At 66.6% G+C, this 19,292-nt stretch carries 11 protein-coding genes and 1 pseudogene; 7 read left to right on the forward strand and 5 right to left on the reverse strand.

What is annotated here, in order from left to right; translation table 11 throughout:
• Nucleotides 1-28: 28 nt before the first annotated feature.
• Nucleotides 29-4,117 carry a DNA translocase FtsK gene (locus tag OKW26_RS38550; protein ID WP_429356838.1) on the reverse strand — a complete coding sequence of 1,363 codons (4,089 nt, stop codon included), beginning with the start codon at nucleotides 4,115-4,117 and terminating at the stop codon, nucleotides 29-31.
• Nucleotides 4,118-4,230: 113 nt separating this feature from the next.
• Complete coding sequence (locus tag OKW26_RS38555; protein ID WP_184021557.1) at nucleotides 4,231-4,767, reverse strand: META domain-containing protein; 537 nt, start codon at nucleotides 4,765-4,767, stop codon at nucleotides 4,231-4,233.
• Nucleotides 4,768-5,249: 482 nt separating this feature from the next.
• Here OKW26_RS38555 and purT point away from each other — a divergent pair, with 482 nt between their 5' ends.
• The 6 genes from purT (at nucleotide 5,250) to OKW26_RS38585 (ending at nucleotide 12,534) form a co-directional block, all read left to right on the forward strand.
• Entirely contained in the window at nucleotides 5,250-6,464 is a 1,215-nt protein-coding gene (purT, locus tag OKW26_RS38560) for a formate-dependent phosphoribosylglycinamide formyltransferase (protein ID WP_429356839.1), read from the forward strand.
• Between the two features lie 107 nt (nucleotides 6,465-6,571).
• On the forward strand, nucleotides 6,572-6,784 hold the full coding sequence (locus tag OKW26_RS38565; protein ID WP_429356840.1) for a DUF6726 family protein: 213 nt from the start codon (nucleotides 6,572-6,574) through the stop codon (nucleotides 6,782-6,784).
• Between the two features lie 149 nt (nucleotides 6,785-6,933).
• The gene (locus OKW26_RS38570; RefSeq protein ID WP_429356841.1) at nucleotides 6,934-7,317 is read left to right on the forward strand and encodes an MliC family protein; all 384 of its coding nucleotides are present in this window, start codon (nucleotides 6,934-6,936) and stop codon (nucleotides 7,315-7,317) included.
• A gap of 254 nt (nucleotides 7,318-7,571) precedes the next feature.
• Complete coding sequence (locus tag OKW26_RS38575; protein WP_429356842.1) at nucleotides 7,572-9,224, forward strand: acetolactate synthase large subunit; 1,653 nt, start codon at nucleotides 7,572-7,574, stop codon at nucleotides 9,222-9,224.
• 32 nt (nucleotides 9,225-9,256) lie between these two features.
• Nucleotides 9,257-10,693, forward strand: a complete 1,437-nt coding sequence (locus OKW26_RS38580; protein ID WP_429356843.1) for an aldehyde dehydrogenase family protein — start codon at nucleotides 9,257-9,259, stop codon at nucleotides 10,691-10,693.
• A gap of 374 nt (nucleotides 10,694-11,067) precedes the next feature.
• Nucleotides 11,068-12,534: a DEAD/DEAH box helicase gene (locus OKW26_RS38585; protein ID WP_429356844.1), complete on the forward strand. Its 1,467-nt coding sequence runs from the start codon at nucleotides 11,068-11,070 to the stop codon at nucleotides 12,532-12,534.
• A 107-nt stretch (nucleotides 12,535-12,641) separates the two neighbouring features.
• Here the strand turns inward: OKW26_RS38585 and gluQRS are convergent, their stop codons facing one another.
• Nucleotides 12,642-13,532, reverse strand: coding sequence for a tRNA glutamyl-Q(34) synthetase GluQRS (gene gluQRS, locus OKW26_RS38590; RefSeq protein WP_429356845.1), 891 nt, complete (start codon nucleotides 13,530-13,532; stop codon nucleotides 12,642-12,644).
• A 52-nt stretch (nucleotides 13,533-13,584) separates the two neighbouring features.
• Nucleotides 13,585-14,448, reverse strand: a complete 864-nt coding sequence (locus OKW26_RS38595; RefSeq protein WP_429356846.1) for a sulfurtransferase — start codon at nucleotides 14,446-14,448, stop codon at nucleotides 13,585-13,587.
• A 314-nt stretch (nucleotides 14,449-14,762) separates the two neighbouring features.
• Here OKW26_RS38595 and dnaE point away from each other — a divergent pair.
• Nucleotides 14,763-18,330 (forward strand): annotated as a pseudogene (gene dnaE / locus OKW26_RS38600) (DNA polymerase III subunit alpha).
• A 48-nt stretch (nucleotides 18,331-18,378) separates the two neighbouring features.
• Here the strand turns inward: dnaE and OKW26_RS38605 are convergent.
• Nucleotides 18,379-19,140 (reverse strand): glycosyltransferase family 2 protein, encoded by a 762-nt coding sequence (locus OKW26_RS38605; protein ID WP_090803668.1) that lies wholly within the window; start codon nucleotides 19,138-19,140, stop codon nucleotides 18,379-18,381.
• Nucleotides 19,141-19,292 lie beyond the last annotated feature (152 nt).

The following is a 19,292-nucleotide window of genomic DNA, read 5'->3' on the forward strand; positions in this document are numbered from 1 at the left end:
CCGACCCGGTTAGCGATTCACCGGGCGCTCATTCCGCCGGCCCCGGCGCCAGCACTTCGCGGCTGCCGTTGATGCTCATCGCCGACACGAGGCCGGCCGTCTCCATCTGCTCGACGAGCCGCGCCGCGCGGTTATAGCCGATGCGCAACTGCCGCTGCACCGACGAGATCGACGCGCGCCGCGTGCGTACGACGAACGCGACCGCTTCGTCGTACAGCGGATCGGCTTCCGCATCCGGCGCTTCGCCGAACAGGTCCTGGGCCGCGCCGCCATCGGCGGCCGGGCCGTCGAGAATGCCTTCCTCGTATTGTGGCTCGCCGAACTGCTTCAGATATTCGACGATCGCATGCACTTCCTCGTCGGCGACGAACGCGCCGTGCACACGCTGCGGGTAGCCGGTGCCCGGCGGCAGAAACAGCATGTCGCCCTGGCCGAGCAGCGACTCGGCGCCCATCTGGTCGAGAATCGTGCGCGAGTCGATCTTCGACGACACCTGGAACGCGACGCGCGTCGGAATGTTCGCCTTGATGAGACCGGTGATGACGTCGACGGACGGCCGCTGCGTCGCGAGGATCAGGTGGATGCCGGCCGCGCGCGCCTTCTGCGCGAGCCGCGCGATCAGCTCCTCGATCTTCTTGCCGGCGACCATCATCAGGTCGGCGAGCTCGTCGATGACGACGACGATCAGCGGCAGCGGCGCCAGCGGCTCGGGCGCATCGGGCGTCAGCGAGAACGGGTTGCCGAGCTTCTTGCCCTTCGCCTCGGTGTCGCGGATCTTCTGGTTGAAGCCGGCGAGATTGCGCACGCCGACGGCCGACATCAGCCGGTAGCGCTTTTCCATTTCGCCGACGCACCAGTTCAGCGCGTTGGCCGCGAGCTTCATGTCGGTGACGACCGGCGCGAGCAGATGCGGAATCCCTTCGTAAACCGAAAGTTCGAGCATCTTCGGGTCGATCATGATCAGGCGCACTTCCTCAGGCGTCGCCTTGAACAGCAGCGAGCAGATCATCGCGTTGATCGCGACCGATTTGCCCGAGCCGGTCGTGCCGGCCACCAGCATGTGCGGCGCCTTCGCGAGATCGGCGACGACGGGATGGCCGGTGATGTCCTTGCCCATCGCAAGCGTGAGTCGCGAGTGCGAGTTCTGGTAGACGCTCGCCTCGAGAATTTCCGAGAGGCGGATCGTTTGGCGCTTCGCGTTCGGCAGTTCGAGGCCCATGCAGGTCTTGCCCGGAATCGTTTCGACCACGCGGATCGACGTGAGACCGAGACCGCGCGACAGGTCCTTCATCAGACCGACGATCTGGCTGCCGCGCACGCCGAGCGCCGGTTCGACTTCGAAGCGTGTGATGACCGGACCCGCCGATGCGCCGACCACCGTCACCGGCACCTTGAATTCCTGCAGGCGCTGCTCGATCAGCAGGCCGGTTTCGCGGAGCTTTTCATCCGGGATCGGTTCGATGTCGGCATCGGCGGGGGCGAGCAGATCGAGCGTCGGCAGTTCGACCATCGATGCGGCCGGCGCATGGAACTCGAAGCCGTTGACCGGCGCGTGGCCGGGCAGCGGCGGGCGGGCGGCGGGCTCGGCAGTGGGTTGGTCGGCGGATTGAACCTGCGGTTGCGGTGTTAGCGCGGGCGAAGACGACGGAGCGGACGACGGAGCGGGCGACGGTTCGGCGGCCGGCGTGTTCGCGACAGGCGTTGCGCTTGCGCCGACCGAAGGCTCGATGCTGGTCGCCGGCGCGGCGAAGCCCGGGAAACGGACTACGTTCGAGACGACGGCCGGTGCGGTTGCCGGCATAGCGAGGTTCGCCGCACTCGTCGAAGTCGACGACGGCGAGTCGTTTGCGGGGGTGTTCGCGGGCTCGTTCGCGGGCTCGTTCACAGCGGGCAGGGCAGGGGCGTGCGACGTCGCGGGCTCGCCTGACTGCGCACTTTCGCTGGCGAGTTCCGAGACCGTCGCGCCGGACCCCGGCGGCACGCTTGCGCTCGACGGCGCGGCGGCCTCCGTCTGCGGCGAGTCCGCCGACGCGGCCGCGCGTTGAGCCGCGGCGGGGCCGAGCTTGCTCTCCCAAGGCACGAGCGTCTTGTCGATGACGATTTCGGCTGCCGGAGCCAGCGCTTGCGGAGGCGTCGCGGTGTCGGCGCTGGCCGGTTCGACGGTTCGCGCGGATTCCTCCCTCTGCGATGCCGGGACGCTGGTGTTTGTTGCTGTCTGCGTCGAATCGTTTTGGACCGCCGGTGCGTCTTCTTGCGAAGCATCGTCCCGTAGGCGGGCTGCGAAGCGCTCGAATGGCGTCGCCGTCGGCGACTCATGTTGCGGCGCGCTTGCGGCGGGTTCGGTGGCGGCAGGTTCAGCCACAGCGGATGCCGATGGCTCGACAACCGCGGATTCGACAGCCGCAGCAGCCACGTCGGCCACCGACTCGATTGCAGTCGTCGTCTGCGGCGCAGCCGTAAGCGGCGCATGAATGACGGGCGGTTCGGTCGGCCATTGCGCAACCGCTTCGTTGCCGCCCTCGACCGACCTCTCGGACTCGGCCACCGCACGCTCAGCCGGCAACTCGACCGATGCGGTCTCTTGCTGCGACTGCGCCGGCGACACCATCCGCGCCGAACTCTCCACGCTCTGCGCCTGCGGCGCCGCAACCGTCTCGCCGTTTTCGACAGGTAGCACGTCCCGCTGCGCCGGAGGCACATCGAACGTCGTCGACGCACGCTCTGCATCGCCAATCTTCGCGCTATCGGCGCCACGGCTGCGCGCCAGGCTCACGCCGGCCATGTCGGTCCAGCGCGCGGCGTTTTCCGCGATGCTGCGCAGCGTTTCCTCGACGCTCGCGGGCGGCGCGACCGTCGACGCGTTCGTCATCGTTCCAGTGAAGTTCGGTGTAGGCCGGCGCACGGTCGACGGCGAGGTCACGCTGTTGGCGCGCGAAGCGGCCGGGAATGGTTGACGCGGGGTCGCGCCGCGATTGAGCGGCGCGCTGCCGTCGGCCGGACGTGGCAGCGACGACGGGCGGCTTGCGCGGCCCGCAGCATTCATCGATCCCGCTGTGATGCCGACACCGGCGCCCGACGCGGCGGCGCGGCCCGCCATTGCCTGTGCCGCTCGCGCCGACACGCCGGCCGCGTTGGCGGCCGTCGCCGCCAACGCGGCACTGGAGCCGAACGACGCGGCCGCACGCTGATCTCCGACCGAACGCCGCCCGATCTGCGCAGCGCCATCACGAGCCGACATGCCCGATGCGGCCGATGCACCCGCCGCACCCAGCGATGCCGCCGCCGTCGCCGCGCGCGGCTCCGTGGTGCGCAGCCAGCCGGCCGGCGCGACCGGCTCGGTCGGCACGAATGGTGCAGCGGATCTGTCCGCAGCCTTGTCCGCATGCAGCGCCTGCGTTGCCGTCGACGTTGCCGGGCGCGGCGACGCGCCCGACCCCGTGCGTAGCACCGGCTCGGTCTGCTTGACCGGCCCGCGCGCCGCGTCAGCGGCCGCATCGGCTCGCCAGCTTGCGCCGGCGCCGCGGGTGGAAGCGTCCTTGCTAACCGCGATGCCAGCCGCCGCGGTGCCGGCAGCAGCGGCGGAGCCCGCGCCGCGCCCGCTCGCGGGCGGACGCCACACCGTCGGCCGCGCGTAGCGACCCTTGTTATTGCGTGGCGCCATCGTGTTGGTAGCAGGCGACACATGCGACGGCGCGCCGTCGTCGACGCTGCGGTGGCGGCGCGCATCCTCGTCGCGCTTCGCGAGTCCCCGCGACAGACCGAGGCCGAACGCGCCGTCGGCCCAAACGGCGACGTCGCTCCAGCGGAAGTCGACGAGCCACGGCAGGCTGATCACGAGCAGCGCGAGCGCCGCGAGCGGCGTGCCGACATGGCCGAGCAGATGTCCAAGCCCCGCGGCGAGCGCATGACCGAAACCATTGATGCCGGCGATGCCGATCAGCGAGCCCTCGAGCGTGCAACTCGCGATCAGCACGCAGACGAAGCCGAGCCACAGCCGGATCGTGCCGGGGCCGCGCAGACCCGCGCCGCCCGGCAGCATCGACTTCACGAGGCGCCACAAAAGAGGAATGAACCAGACGGCCGACCCGCCGAACCAGCCGAAAACTACCGTGTGCATACCAGACATCTACGAATGACGGAGCGCGCGAGAAGCGCAATCCGTCGAGTTTAAACGGCGCAGCGCGCGGCTTCGAAGGCCGGCGCGAATCACGAACGCGGCGCAAACTCGCATCACTTGTCGCTGCGATCGAACATCAGGGTGTCGCCGTTGTCGAGGATCAGCTGCATCTGCTGCGGCGCTCGCATCTGCACGCCGGTGCGATCGATGCGCTCGAGCGCGTCGAGGAACGGCTTCTCGATGTCGCCGCCCGGCGAGACGCACGCCATGCGTGTGCCGGCGAGGGAACCGAAGCTCAGCTTGCCGTCCTTCAGCATGTACGAACCCATGAAGCGGTTGCAACCGGAAAAGCCGCTCGCGTGACGCCGGCCGCCTTCGGTCGACAACGTCAGCGTGAGCGGCTTCTGATCTTTCGACGGCACCGCGCGCGCCGTGCCGTCGGCGTTCTTCCACGAGCTCAGCACCCAGCTGGTGTCGTCGAGCAGTTGCGCGGCGGCGGGATTGAACGGATCAGGCGGCGGCGCCGACGAGTCCGGATGCTTCGGGATCGCGCACGCACCGAGCAGCGCGGCGATGCTCAACGCGGCGACGGCCGTGCGCAGGCACGGAATGATGCGCGCAAGAGGTCGCGGGCGGGAGCGGATGAGCATGGCGTCGTTCCTGTTCAAACTGGCGAAGGCGTAAGGGTAACGTACTAGGGTCTGTTTACATATGGAACGCACGTGCGTTGCCGCGAGAAGGGCCGCTCGCAAGGATTGCGACGCCGCGAATACTCGACGTATTCGCAAGGAGCATGACGCAGCGAGCGGCCCTTCTCGCGGCAACCCCAGTTCTGAATTTCATTCCAGGGGAATGCCCGCTATCGGCCGTCCCCTTGGGGGACGGCCGATAGCGGGCATTCGCACGTGCGTTCCATATGTAAACAGACCCTAAGCTTGTCGTGCGCGAGCGATGCTCGCGGTGACGTGATCGCGGCTGCGAACGTCGACGCGGCGGCACGGTTCCGCTCGACCGCCACGGCCTCGCGAGCGCACCCAAAGCGCACCCTGAGCGCCGCGCGGCAAGGGGCCCGCATGTTAACATCGCGGTCTATCCAATCCCACCCTCATCCCGACTTTTATCTGGAGTTCCCATGCAGATCGGCCAACGGATCGGCACGCCCCTTTCTGAATCCGCGACGCGCGTGATGCTGCTCGGCGCCGGCGAACTCGGCAAGGAAGTGATCATCGCGCTGCAACGGCTGGGCGTCGAAGTGATCGCCGTCGACCGTTACCCGAACGCGCCGGGCCATCAGGTCGCGCATCGCGCGCATGTGATCGACATGACCGACCGCGCCGCGCTGCGCGCGCTGGTCGAGCAGGAGCGCCCGCATCTGATCGTCCCCGAAATCGAGGCGATCGCCACCGACGAACTCGCCGCGATCGAAACCGAGGCGCTTGCCGAGGTGATCCCGACCGCGCGTGCCACCCAACTGACGATGAACCGCGAAGGCATCCGCCGCCTCGCTGCGGAGGAGCTTGGCCTCGCGACCTCGCCGTACGCATTCGCCGATTCGCTCGACGAGCTGCGCGCGGGCATCGCGAAGGTCGGCTATCCGTGCGTCGTGAAACCGGTGATGTCGTCGTCGGGCAAGGGGCAGTCGGTGCTGCGCGGCGACGCCGACGTCGAACCCGCCTGGCAGTACGCGATGGCGGGCGGCCGCGTGAATTTCGGGCGCGTGATCGTCGAGGGTTTCATCGACTTCGAATACGAAATCACGCAGCTCACCGTGCGCGCGATCGACCCGGCGAGCGGCGCGATCGGCACGTATTTCTGCGATCCGATCGGCCACGTGCAGGTCGCGGGCGACTATGTCGAATCGTGGCAGCCGCAGCCGATGAGCCCGCTCGCGCTCGAGCGTTCGCGCGAGATCGCGCACAAGGTGACGGCGGCGCTCGGCGGCCGCGGCCTGTTTGGCGTGGAACTTTTCGTGCGCGGCGACGACGTATGGTTTTCGGAAGTCAGCCCGCGTCCGCACGACACGGGGCTCGTCACGCTGTGCTCGCAGCGCTTCTCGGAGTTCGAACTGCATGCGCGCGCGATCCTCGGCCTGCCGGTCGATACGTCGTTGCGGGCGGCGGGCGCGTCGGCGGTGATCTACGGTGGTCGCGACGAGGCCGGCATCGCGTTCGAAGGCGTCGCGGCCGCACTTGCGGTGCCCAATGCGGATCTGCGCCTGTTCGGAAAGCCGGAAAGCTTCGTCAAACGGCGCATGGGCGTCGCGCTCGCGACCGGCGGGAACATCGGGGAAGCGCGCTCGCGTGCCAGGCAGGCGGCGGCCGCGGTGCGGCCGGTGTCGGCGAAGTAACGGGCAGGCGGCGAGGCGCGGCGCAAAAGTGTGCGGGACGCCCACGAAAGAGCCCACCGCATTCGTTTCTGGCTTATCGAAGCAAAGAGATCGGAGTAGAGGATCGTATGGCGCTTGAATCTCGCAGCAATCCATGGTGCGGCGCGCTTCGCCGGGTCGGCGCACTCGGCGTGGCGTTCGCGCTGTGCGCCGGCATCAGCGGCTGCGGGCTCGCGGCCGCGCCGTGCCGGATCGCTTCAGCGGGACTGAAGATCGTGCCGGTGGTCGGCCACGTCGCCGCTGCGCCGACCGATGCGTGTGCCGGCGTGATCGATCCTTGAAGCGTCGTTGAGCTGTCCGTGAATCGCCCATGAGCTCTGCCTGTGACTCGGCCGTGGCTCGGCTGTGACTCGGCTGTGACTCGGCTGTGACCGGCGTCGCGGCCGGTGTTGTGCTCCCTGCCTGACCCCCGCAACAATCGAGGTGTTCGATGAAGAGATGGCGTGTTGCAATCCTCACGACAGCAGCATGGACGGTGGCCTGGCTGGCGGCATCTTCCGGCGGCGCGTCGGCCGCGCCGTTGCAGTTCAAGCACATCGAGGGCAAGAACCACCAGACGCGCAAATACACCTGCGCGACCGGCAAGATCCTGCAAGTCACCTACTGGAACGCGCAGAACGGCCAGAGCTTCGCCGTGCTGCCGGTGAAAGGCGCGTCGATGCTGTTCGTCAACACGATCTCGGCGTCCGGTGCGAAGTACCAGGCCGGCAGCTACACCTGGTGGACCAAGGGTCCGCGCGCCAATCTATATGACCTGACGAGCGGCGAGAACGCGCCGCCGATTCTCTCCGACTGCGTGACCGTGATTCGCTGATTTGCTGATCGGCGGACACATGCACCGCATGCGGCGGCTTCATTCCCTACCGCCGCCTCTTCTTCTCGCGCCTGGCTTCCTGTCCCGCGCCGCCTCGTGCGCTCGCGCGCATCGTTTCCGTTCGAGTAGTAAGCTGTCCGGCATGGCGTTCGCCATGCCGTTTGCCATGCCGCGCGCGCGGAGCGGTGTTTCGCGCGCGGCCGTCGTTGTCGTCTTCGATTGTCCGTTCCCCGAGTCATCAAGCGAGCCCCTCAATGAAAGCATCGGACCTGTTCGTCAAATCGCTGGAAGCCGAAGGTGTCGAGTATGTGTTTGGCATCCCCGGTGAAGAAAATCTCGATCTGCTGGAGTCGCTGCGCCGCTCGAAAATCCGTCTGATCCTCACGCGCCACGAGCAGGCGGCCGGCTTCATGGCCGCCACCTACGGGCGGCTCACCGGCCGCACGGGAGTATGTCTGGCGACGCTCGGCCCCGGCGCGACCAACTTCGTGACCGCGGCCGCCTACGCGCAGCTGGGCGGCATGCCGATGCTGATGGTCACGGGCCAGAAGCCGATCAAGTCGAGCAAGCAGGGGCACTTCCAGATCGTCGACGTGGTGCGGATGATGGAGCCGCTCACCAAGTACACACGGCAGATCGTGTCGATCGGCAACATTCCGGCGACGGTGCGCGAGGCGGTGCGCCGCGCCGAGGAGGAACGCCCGGGCGCCACGCACCTCGAATTGCCCGAGGACGTCGCGCACGAAGAGGGCGACGGCAAGCCGATTCCGAAGAGCTACAGCCGCCGTCCGGTCGCCGAGGAAAGGGCGGTCGCGCGCGCGGTCGAGGCGATCACCGCCGCGAAGCATCCGCTGCTGATGATCGGCGCGGGCGGCAACCGCAAAACCACCACGAAGATGCTGCGCGAGTTCGTCGACCAGATCGGCATTCCGTTTTTCACCACGCAGATGGGCAAGGGCGTGATCGACGAATCGCATCCGATGTGGCTCGGCAACGCGACGCTGTCCGACGGCGACTTCGTGCACCGCGCGATCGAGCTCGCGGACTGCATCATCAACGTCGGTCACGACGTGATCGAAAAGCCGCCGTTTTTCATGCGCAGCGGCGAGGCGGGCGAGAAGACCGTGATCCACGTGAACTTCCTCGGCGCCGAAGTCGATCCGGTGTATTTCCCGCAGATCGAAGTGGTCGGCGATATCGCCAACGCGGTGTGGCAGCTCAAGGAGAGCCTGAAGACACGTCAGGAGCATTGGGACTTCACGCGCTTCAAGGAGATCAAGGAGCACTTCGAGGCGCATCTGGTGAAGGGCCAGCACGACGACCGCTTCCCGATGTACCCGGTGCGGATCGTCAACGACGTGTACGAGGCCACGCCGGTCGACGGCATCGTGTGTCTGGATAACGGCATGTACAAGATCTGGTTCGCGCGCTACTACCGCGCGCACGAGCCGAATTCGCTGCTGCTCGACAACGCGCTGGCGTCGATGGGCGCGGGGCTGCCGTCGGCGATCGCGAGCAAGATCGTGCATCCGGAGCGCAAGGTGATCGCCGTGTGCGGCGACGGCGGCTTCATGATGAACTCGCAGGAGCTCGAAACGGCGGTGCGGCTGAAGCTCGATCTGGTGATCCTGATTCTGCGCGACGACGCGTTCGGCATGATCCGCTGGAAGCAGGAGAACATGAACTTCCCGGACTACGGCATGACGCTTGCGAACCCGGATTTCGTCGCCTATGCGCAGAGTTATGGCGCGCAGGGGCATAGGATCGAGGCGGCCGAGCAGTTCGCGCCGCTGTTGCGCGAGTGCTTCGCGACGCCCGGCGTGCACGTGATCGACGTGCCGATCGACTATTCGGACAACGAGCGCGTGCTCAATCGCGAGATCAAGCGGCTGTCCGCGCGGCTTTGAGCAGCCGTGCATCGAATCAAGGAGAGTGCGACATGTTGCAGAGAACCTATCCGTACTACCTGGCCAACGAGCCGGTGGCCGCCAACACCGACCTCGAAGTCACCGACAAATTCAGCGGCGAAGTCGCCACGCGCGTCGCAATGGCCGACGCGGCCGCGATCGACAAGGCGATCGGCCTGGCGGTCGATGCGATGCCCGCCATGCGCGCCTACCCGCCGTTCAAGCGCCAGGCGGTGCTCGAACATTGCGTCAAGCGCTTTCGCGAGCGCTACGATGAACTCGCGCTCGCGCTGTGCATCGAGGCGGGCAAGCCGATCAACGATTCGAAGGGCGAAGTCACGCGCCTGATCGATACGTTCAAGGTCGCCGCGGAGGAGAGCGTGCGGATCGACGGCGAGATCGTCAATCTGCAGATTTCGCCGCGCGCGAACGGGTATCACGGCTATGTGAAGCGCGTGCCGATCGGGCCGTGCTCGTTCATCTCGCCGTTCAATTTTCCGTTGAACCTGACCGCCCACAAGGTCGCGCCGGCGATCGCGGCCGGCGTGCCGTTCGTGCTGAAACCGGCGAGCCGCACACCGGTCGGTGCGCTGATCATGGGCGAAATTCTCGCGGAAACCGATCTGCCGAAGGGCGCGTTCTCGATTTTGCCCGCGCATCGCGACGGCGCCGACCTGTTCACGACCGACGAGCGCTTCAAGCTGCTGTCGTTCACCGGGTCGCCCGCGGTCGGCTGGGAGTTGAAGCGCAAAGCCGGCAAGAAGAAGGTGATTCTGGAGCTGGGCGGCAACGCGGCGGCGATCGTCGACGCTGACCAGGGCGGCAAGCTCGACTACGTGGTCGACCGGCTCGCGTTCGGCGCGTTCTATCAGTCGGGGCAGAGCTGCATCGGCGTGCAGCGGATTCTCGCGCACACGAGCGTCTACGACGCGCTGCGCGAGAAGCTCATCGCGAAGACGAACTCGCTCGTGATGGGCGATCCGAAGAACGAAAAGACCTTCGTCGGGCCGATGATCTCCGAATCGGAAGCGAAGCGGCTCGCTGGCTGGATGGAGGGGGCGGTGCAGGCGGGCGCGCAGATCGTCGCGGGCGGCAAGGTCGACGGCGCGATGTTCGAGGCGACGCTGCTGGAAGGCGTGAAGCGCGACACCGATCTGTATCGCAAGGAGGCGTTCGGGCCGGTTGCGATACTCGAGCGCTTCGATGATTTCGAGGCGGCGCTCGCGCAGGTCAACGACAGCGACTTCGGCCTGCAGGCCGGCGTGTTCACCGATTCGCTCGCGCATGCGCATCGCGCGTGGGATGCGCTCGAAGTGGGCGGCGTCGTGATCAACGATGTGCCGTCGTTCCGCGTCGACAACATGCCGTATGGCGGCGTCAAGGATTCGGGGCTCGGGCGCGAGGGCGTGCGCTACGCGATCGAGGACATGACCGAGATGCGGCTGATGGTGATGCGCGAGACGTGGTGAGGGGCGATCTGACGTGAGCGGGGGCGGGCGACCGTTCGCAATGGGGCCAGTGCGGGCGCCGGGACGGCTGACGAACGCCGCGCGCCGCCCGCCGAAGGGCCCGGCTGTCACGCCACTGTCGTCTGTGCGCACTACGCTGCGACCGAAGCAACGGCCGCGAGCCGCCGGCCGGCCAGCCGTCACGAGCGTTTTTGCTGAAGTGCTACAATACTCGGCTTTCGGCGGATGCTTCCGCCAGCCGGAGCCGGCCGCATTATCCGAACTCAGACGGGTCTCGCGCGGAACGACGTGGCTCCGCCTTCATCCTGATGCCCTCAGCGGTCCCGACCGCTGCCGCGCGCATCGCGCCACGCGCCTTTTTAGCGAAAGCCACCATGTCCGACACAGCCGTCACGCCCAGTACCGAGACTTTTGATCAATTCGGCCTCGCGCCCGACATCCTGAAGGCCATCAAGGAATCGGGCTACACGTCGCCCACGCCGATCCAGGCGCAGGCGATCCCGGTCGTGCTGGCGGGCCGTGACGTGATGGGCGCCGCGCAGACCGGCACCGGCAAGACCGCGAGCTTCTCGCTGCCGATCATCCAGCGCCTGCTGCCGCAGGCCAGTACGAGCGCGTCGCCGGCGCGCCATCCGGTCCGCGCGCTGATCCTCACGCCGACCCGCGAACTGGCCGACCAGGTCGCCGCGAACGTGCAGGCCTACGCGAAGCACACGGCGCTGCGCAGCGCGGTCGTGTTCGGTGGCGTCGACATGAATCCGCAGTCGGACCAGTTGCGCCGCGGCGTTGAAATCCTGATCGCGACGCCAGGTCGTCTGCTCGATCACGTGCAGCAGAAAACCGCGAACCTGGGCCAGGTGCAGATGCTCGTGCTCGACGAAGCCGACCGCATGCTCGACATGGGCTTCCTGCCCGACCTGCAGCGCATCCTGAACCTGCTGCCGAAAGAGCGCCAGACGCTGCTTTTTTCCGCGACGTTCTCGGGCGAAATCAAGAAGCTCGCCGCGACGTATCTGCGCAACCCGCAGACCATCGAAGTGGCGCGCAGCAACTCGACCGCGACCAATGTCACCCAGATCGTCTACGAAGTCGCCGAGGGCGACAAGACCGGCGCGGTCGTGCAGCTGATCCGCGAGCGCGGCCTGAAGCAGGTGCTCGTGTTCTGCAACAGCAAGATCGGCGCGAGCCGGCTCGCGCGCAGTCTCGAACGCGACGGCGTGGTCGCGACCGCGATTCACGGCGACCGCACGCAGAGCGAGCGCATGCAGGCGCTCGATGCGTTCAAGCGCGGCGAAGTCGAGGCGCTCGTCGCGACGGACGTCGCCGCGCGCGGTCTCGACATCGTCGAACTGCCGACCGTGATCAACTTCGACCTGCCGTTCAACGCCGAAGACTACGTGCACCGGATCGGCCGCACGGGCCGCGCGGGTGCATCGGGCGACGCGCTGTCGCTGTGCAGCCCGAACGAGCGCAAGCAACTGGCCGACATCGAGAAGCTGATCAAGCGTCCGCTCGACTTGCAGCGCCTGACCGTCGATGTGCCGGTGCGCCATCATCACGAGGACCGTCCGCCGCGCCGCGAGCGCAGCGAATCGCGCGACGAGCGCAGCCGCCGTCGCACGGGCGGGGCGTCGGGTTCGTATGACCGTGCGCATCATCATCGCGCGCAACCGGTCGACGATTTCTTCCTGAAGCCGTACGAGCCGTCGCCGGCATCGGTGCTCAAGATCGAGGAGACGGCCGCGTCGAACTCCGCGCCGCAAAAGACGGCGCCGAAGCGGCCACTGGCCGCGTTGCTCGGTGGCTTCGGAATGCCGAGGAAGACGCCTTCGTCGTCGTAAGACGGGCTGTCGGGTTCAGAGCTCGGGGTGCAACGCCTCGAGCGTAAAAACGGTGGGGCCGCGCGGTTCGATGTCTCGGAAAACGCAGCAGGCTTCACGCGTGCGCATCATCGGGATGCGCGAATGTTCATCCGTTTTGCCCAGGCCGCGGTCGCGGCGCTGTAGAACTGCTCCAGCGTCGTGGGCGGCTCGCTTCCCAACTTCAGCCCCAGATGCCGTGCCGCCGCGCCTAGTGCTTCGAGCGGCTTGTCGCTATCGAGCGCGGTCGCGCCGTTCTGCTTGCTCAGTTTCTCGCCGTGCTCGTTGGTGACGACCGGCACATGCAGATACTCGGGCGTTGTCACACCCAGACAACGCTGCAGATAAATCTGCCGCGCCGTCGAATCCATCAGATCCGCGCCGCGCACGATGTGCGTGATGCCCGCGTCCGCATCGTCCACCACCACCGCCAGCTGATATGCCCACTGATCGTCCGCACGGCGCAGCACGAAATCGCCGACCTCGGTCGCGAGATTTTGCGTCTGCGGACCCTGCCAGCGGTCGTCGAACGTGATCACGGCGGGCTCGCCGTCGGGTACGCGCAGGCGCCACGCGCGCGCCGGCTTGCCATGCAGACCCGTGCGGCAGGTGCCGGGGTAGGCGAGTGTAGTGTTGCGCGCGTGCGCGTGCAGCAGCGAATCGGCGATTTCCTTGCGCGTGCAGCCGCACGGATAGACGAGACCGGTCGATTTCAACTGCTCCAGCGCGTGCTGATAGCGCGCCATGCGCTGGCTTTGCCAGACCGGCGTTTCGTCCGCGCGCATGCCGAAGCGTTCGAGGGTCGCGAGGATGTCCTCGGCGGCACCCGGCACCGTGCGCGGTCCGTCGATATCTTCGACGCGCACGAGCCACGCGCCGCGCTGCGCGCGCGCGTCGAGCCAGCTCGCGAGCGCGCTGACCAGCGAGCCGAAATGCAGCGGGCCGGTCGGCGACGGCGCGAAGCGTCCGCGATAGGTCATGGTTTGGGGACGACAGGTGAGGCGCCCGCGTCACGGAGCCCCCCAGCTGTCATTACGCGGCGCACCCGGCCTTGCTGTCCGGGTGGCACGCCGGACAGGTCTTGCCCGCGACGTACATCGGCGATTGCTGTTGCTCGGGCGTGACCACCGCGCGGCAGCCGAAGCATTGCGCGGTCGCGGTCGGTTCGAGTTGCGGATTCAGCGCGGTGCGGTAGTCGAACACGAAGCAGTCGCCGTGATAATGCGCGCCGCCCACTTCCTCGAAGTATTTGAGGATGCCGCCTTCGAGCTGGTACACGTTCTCGATGCCGACCTCCTTCATATGGATCGCGGCCTTCTCGCAGCGGATGCCGCCCGTGCAGAACGACACCACCGTCTTGTCCTGGAGATCGGCACGGTTGTTCTCGATTACCTCGGGGAATTCGCTGAACTTCGTGATCCGATAGTCGAGCGCGTTCTCGAACGTGCCGACGTCGACTTCGAACGCGTTGCGCGTGTCGAGCATCACGACCGGACGGCCTTCGTCGTCGTGACCGCGGTCGAGCCAGGTCTTCAGCGTCGGCGCGTCGACGAACGGTGCGCGGCCGAGCTCGGGGCGGATCGCCGGCTTTTTCATCGTGATGATTTCGCGCTTGAGCTTGACCAGCATGCGCGTGAAGGGCTGCTTGTCCGACAGGCTTTCCTTGAACTGCAGATTCGCGAACTTGCCTTCGAACAGCGCGTCGTGGCGAATGTAGTCGATGAATGCGTCGGTGTTCTCGCGCGTGCCGGCGATGAACAGGTTGATGCCTTCCGGCGCGAGCAGGATGGTGCCGCGCAGGCCGAGCGCATTGCAGCGTTCGGTGACGAACGGGCGCCAGGCGGCGGTGTCTTCGATGGTCGCGAATTGATACGCGGCGAGATTGACGATACTCATGTGTGTTCTGCGGTAAAGATGGCCGGCGTGGCGAGGGGCGGCGGGATGTGCCGCCGCTGTTGCGCCCCGTATGAGACCCGGGGTTTGACGCGCGGGTTCGCGCGCGTTTGCCGTGCGTTTGCCGTGCGTTTGCCGGTTAAATGGCCACGTCGAGAGAGGCGAAACCCCTATTATCCCTCAACCCGGCATTTTCCCCGACCTGGCCGAATGGCCAACGAGTTGCGCTAGCGCAAACAGCGCTCGCTCCGACCTCGTCCTGGCCGGATGGCCAACGCGCCGTTTTGACCTGAAATCCGCGGAAGGGTGGAGTTACAATGTCGCCCATGTCAGATCCCCGCTTCGTTCATCTCCGCGTTCACTCCGAATTCTCGATTGCCGACGGCATCGTGCGTCTCGACGACATCGTCGCGGCGGCGGCCAAAGACGGTCAGGGCGCGCTCGCGCTTACCGACCTCGGCAACGCGTTCGGCCTCGTCCGTTTCTACCAGGAAGCGCGTGGCAAAGGGATCAAACCCATTGCCGGCTGCGACGTCTGGATCACCAATCCTGACGACCGCGACAAGCCTTCCCGCCTGCTGCTGCTGGTCAAGGACCGCCGCGGTTACCTGAACCTCTGCGAATTGCTCAGCAAGGCCTCGCTGACGAACCAGTATCGCGGCCGCGCGGAAATCGAAGCCGGCTGGCTCGAATCCGGTCTGGGCGAAGGGCTGCTCGCGCTGTCGGGCGCGCAGCAGGGTGACATCGGTCTCGCGCTGGCGGCCGGCAACGAAGAGGCGGCGAAGCGCCACGCGCAGCATTGGGCGAAGGTGTTCCCAGGCGGCTTCTATATCGAGCTGCAGCGCTACGGCCAGCCTGGCGGCGAGCAGTACGTGCAGCAGGTGGTCGCGCTCGCGGCATCGCTGAAACTGCCGGTCGTCGCGACGCACCCGATGCAGTTCATGACGCCGGACGACTTCACCGCGCACGAAGCGCGCGTGTGTATTTCCGAAGGCGACATTCTCGCGAATCCGCGTCGCCAGAAGCGCTTCACGGCCGAGCAGTATTTCCGCACGCAACAGGAAATGGCCACGCTGTTCGCGGACATTCCTTCGGCGCTGGCGAACACGGTGCAGATCGCCAAGCGCTGCAATCTGACGCTCGAACTCGGCAAGCCGAAGCTGCCGCTCTTTCCGACGCCCGACGGCATGTCGCTCGACGACTACCTGGTGCAGCTGTCGAAAGAGGGCCTGGAAAAGCGGCTCGAACAGTTGTATCCGGACGAGGCCGAGCGCGACTCGCAACGCCCGACGTACTACCAGCGCCTCGAATTCGAGTGCGGCACGATCATCAAGATGGGCTTTCCGGGCTACTTCCTGATCGTCGCGGACTTCATCAACTGGGCCAAGAACAACGGCGTGCCGGTCGGGCCGGGCCGGGGTTCGGGCGCGGGTTCGCTGGTCGCCTATGCGCTCGGCGTGACCGATCTCGATCCCCTGCGCTACAACCTGCTGTTCGAGCGTTTCCTGAATCCGGAGCGGGTGTCGATGCCCGACTTCGATATCGACTTCTGCCAGCACGGCCGCGATCGCGTGATCCAGTACGTGAAGGAGAAATACGGCGCGAACGCGGTGTCGCAGATCGCGACGTTCGGCACGATGGCGGCGAAGGCGGCGGTGCGCGACATCGGCCGCGTGCTCGATCTCGGCTACATGTTCACGGACGGCATCGCGAAGTTGATCCCGTTCAAGCCGGGCAAGCACGTGACGATCGCCGACGCGATGAAGGAAGAGCCGCTGTTGCAGGAGCGCTTCGACAACGAAGACGAAGTGCACCAGCTGCTCGAACTCGCGCAGCGCGTCGAAGGCTTGACGCGTAACGTCGGCATGCACGCGGGCGGCGTGCTGATCGCGCCGGGCAAGCTGACCGATTTCTGCCCCTTGTACACGCAGGGCGACGAAAGCGGCGTCGTCAGCCAGTACGACAAGGACGACGTCGAAGCAGTCGGCCTCGTGAAGTTCGACTTTCTGGGCCTGACCACGCTGACCATTCTGGATTGGGCCGAGCGCTACATCCGCCGCCTCGATCCGTCGAAGCAGGACTGGTCGCTCGCCCAGGTGCCGCTCGACGACCCGGCGTCGTTCTCGATCCTGAAGAAAGCGAATACGGTCGCCGTGTTCCAGCTGGAAAGCCGCGGCATGCAGGGCATGCTGAAGGACGCGCAGCCGCGACCGCTTCGAAGACATCATCGCGCTCGTCGCGTTGTACCGCCCGGGTCCGATGGACCTGATCCCGAGCTTCTGTGCGCGTAAGCACGGCCGCGAGGTGGTGGAATATCCGGACCCGCGCGTCGAACCTGTTCTGAAAGAGACCTACGGCATCATGGTCTACCAGGAGCAGGTGATGCAGATGGCGCAGATCATCGGCGGCTACTCGCTGGGCGGCGCCGACCTGCTGCGTCGCGCGATGGGTAAGAAAAAGCCCGAGGAAATGGCCAAGCACCGCGAAATTTTCGCGGAAGGCGCGGCCACCAACGGCCTCACGCGCGAGAAGTCCGACGAAATCTTCGACCTGATGGAGAAGTTCGCGGGCTACGGCTTCAACAAGTCGCACGCGGCCGCCTACGCGCTGCTTGCGTACTACACCGCGTGGCTGAAGGCGCACCATCCGGCCGAATTCATGGCGGCCAACATGTCGCTCGCGATGGACGACACGGACAAGGTCAAGATCCTGTTCGAAGACTGCCTCGCGAACAAGATGGCCGTGCTGCCGCCGGACGTGAACCTGTCCGCGTATCGCTTCGAGCCGGTCGCCGAAGCCGACGGCAAGCGCTCGCGCACGATCCGCTACGGTCTCGGCGCGATCAAGGGCAGCGGCCAGAACGCGATCGAAGAAATCCTGCGCGCACGCGAGGAAGGCCGCTTCATCGATATCTTCGATTTCTGCAACCGCGTCGATCGGCGCATCGTCAATCGTCGCACGATCGAGGCGCTGATTCGCGCCGGCGCGTTCGACACGCTGCATCTGAACCGCGCGCAGCTGATCGCGTCGGTGTCGCTCGCGATGGAAGCGGCCGAGCAGGCGGCGGCCAATGCGCTGCAGGCCGGCCTGTTCGACATGGGCGACGCGCCGTCGCAAGGCCACGAACTCGTCGACGAACCGGAGTGGCCGGAAAAGCGCAAGCTGCAGGAAGAGAAGGCCGCGCTCGGTTTCTACCTGTCGGGCCATCTGTTCGATGCATACAAGGACGAAGTGCGTCGCTTCGTGCGCCAGAAGATCGGCGAGCTGAAGGAGGGGCGCGACAAGCTGGTCGCGGGCGTGATCGTGTCGCTGCGCACGCAGATGACCCAGCGCGGCAAGATGCTGATCGCGCTGCTCGACGACGGCACCGGCCAGTGCGAAGTGACGGTGTTCAACGAGGTCTTCGAAGAGCACAAGCAGTTGTTCAAGGAAGACGAGCTGCTGGTCGTGCAGGGCCAGGCGCGCAACGACGCGTTCACGGGCGGCATCCGCTTCACGGTCGAAACGGTGATGGATCTCGGCCGCGCGCGCTGCCGTTACGCGGATTCGCTGAAGGTGCAGATGAACGGCAACGCGGACGCGCAGGCATTGCGCCGGGTGCTCGAAGCGCACACCGCCGGCAAGGACGAGCCGTCCGCCACAGCCGCGCCGGCGGCCGCGCCGCGCGGCAATGGCGGTGGGCGTGGCGGCTTCGGCGGCGACGGCGGCCGTCAGCGTCAAGCGGTGCAGATTCCGAACGGGCTCGCGGTGCAGGTCGTTTATCGCAGCGAGCATGCGCAAGGCGAAATGCGTCTGGGCGACGCGTGGCGCGTGAAGCCGACCGATGAACTGCTCGCCGCGCTGCGCGGCGAGTTTGCGGGAAGCTCGATCGAAATCGTGTATTGAGCGAGGTCCGCGGTATGGATGGGCCAGTGCCGCGTGTACCGGCTAGCCTTACCGCCCGCCCGTTTTTTCCAGGCGCGCCAGCTTCAGAAACCGGTAGTACACGGTCTCCGCATTGAACAGCGCGATCATCAGCCCGGTGCGGCCATCCAGAAAACCGCGCCGCAGCAGATAAGTCCGCACGAACGCCCACAGGCCGCGCCCGAGCGCGAGGCGAATGCTGCCTTTCTGCCCGGCCTCGTAACGCTGCCGCGCGCCGGCCGTCGAATACGCGTCGAGCTTGCGCAGCACACCCTCGTAGTCCTCGTACGAGTAGTGCATCAGCTTGCCGGTCAGGCGTTGCGCGGGCGTGTCGAACACGAGGCGCTCGTGCACGAGGTCGTCGGAGAAGCGCGCGGTGCCGCGTTTGAAGAGGCGCGGAATCCAGTCCGGATACCAGCCGCTGTGATGGACCCAGTGGCCGCAGAAACTCGACAGACGGTCCACCGCATAGACGTCGGCGGCGGGCGCGGCGAGCGTCGCGCGAATCGATGCGGCAAGTTCCGGCGTGACGATTTCGTCGGCGTCGAGCGACAGGATCCAACTGGTGGTCAGTGCATCGACCGCGCGGTTCTTTTGCGGGCCGAAGCCCGGCCAGTCCGTCTGTTCGATGACGCGAGCGCCGTGCGCGCGGGCGATGTCGGCGGTGCCGTCGGTGCTGCCGCCGTCGATCACGACGATCTGGTCGGCAAAGGCCACGGCTTGCAGGCATTCGGCCAGCCGCGCCGCCGCGTTCCGGGTGATGATGGCAACGCCAAGAGTGGTTTCTTGCATACCTGAGTTGCGTGGAGGACGAAGTGACGGAGCGGGTCGCGACCCGGCAATCGAGCAGCGAGTATACACATCTCATCCGTCCCCACACCACGGCGCCGATCCGCCAGGCGTTGCGCGCATGCCGTCGCGCGCCGAGCGCCGGCCGTCATCTG

It is taken from the genome of Paraburkholderia sp. 32 (assembly GCF_050435345.1).
GTDB lineage: Bacteria > Pseudomonadota > Gammaproteobacteria > Burkholderiales > Burkholderiaceae > Paraburkholderia > Paraburkholderia tuberum.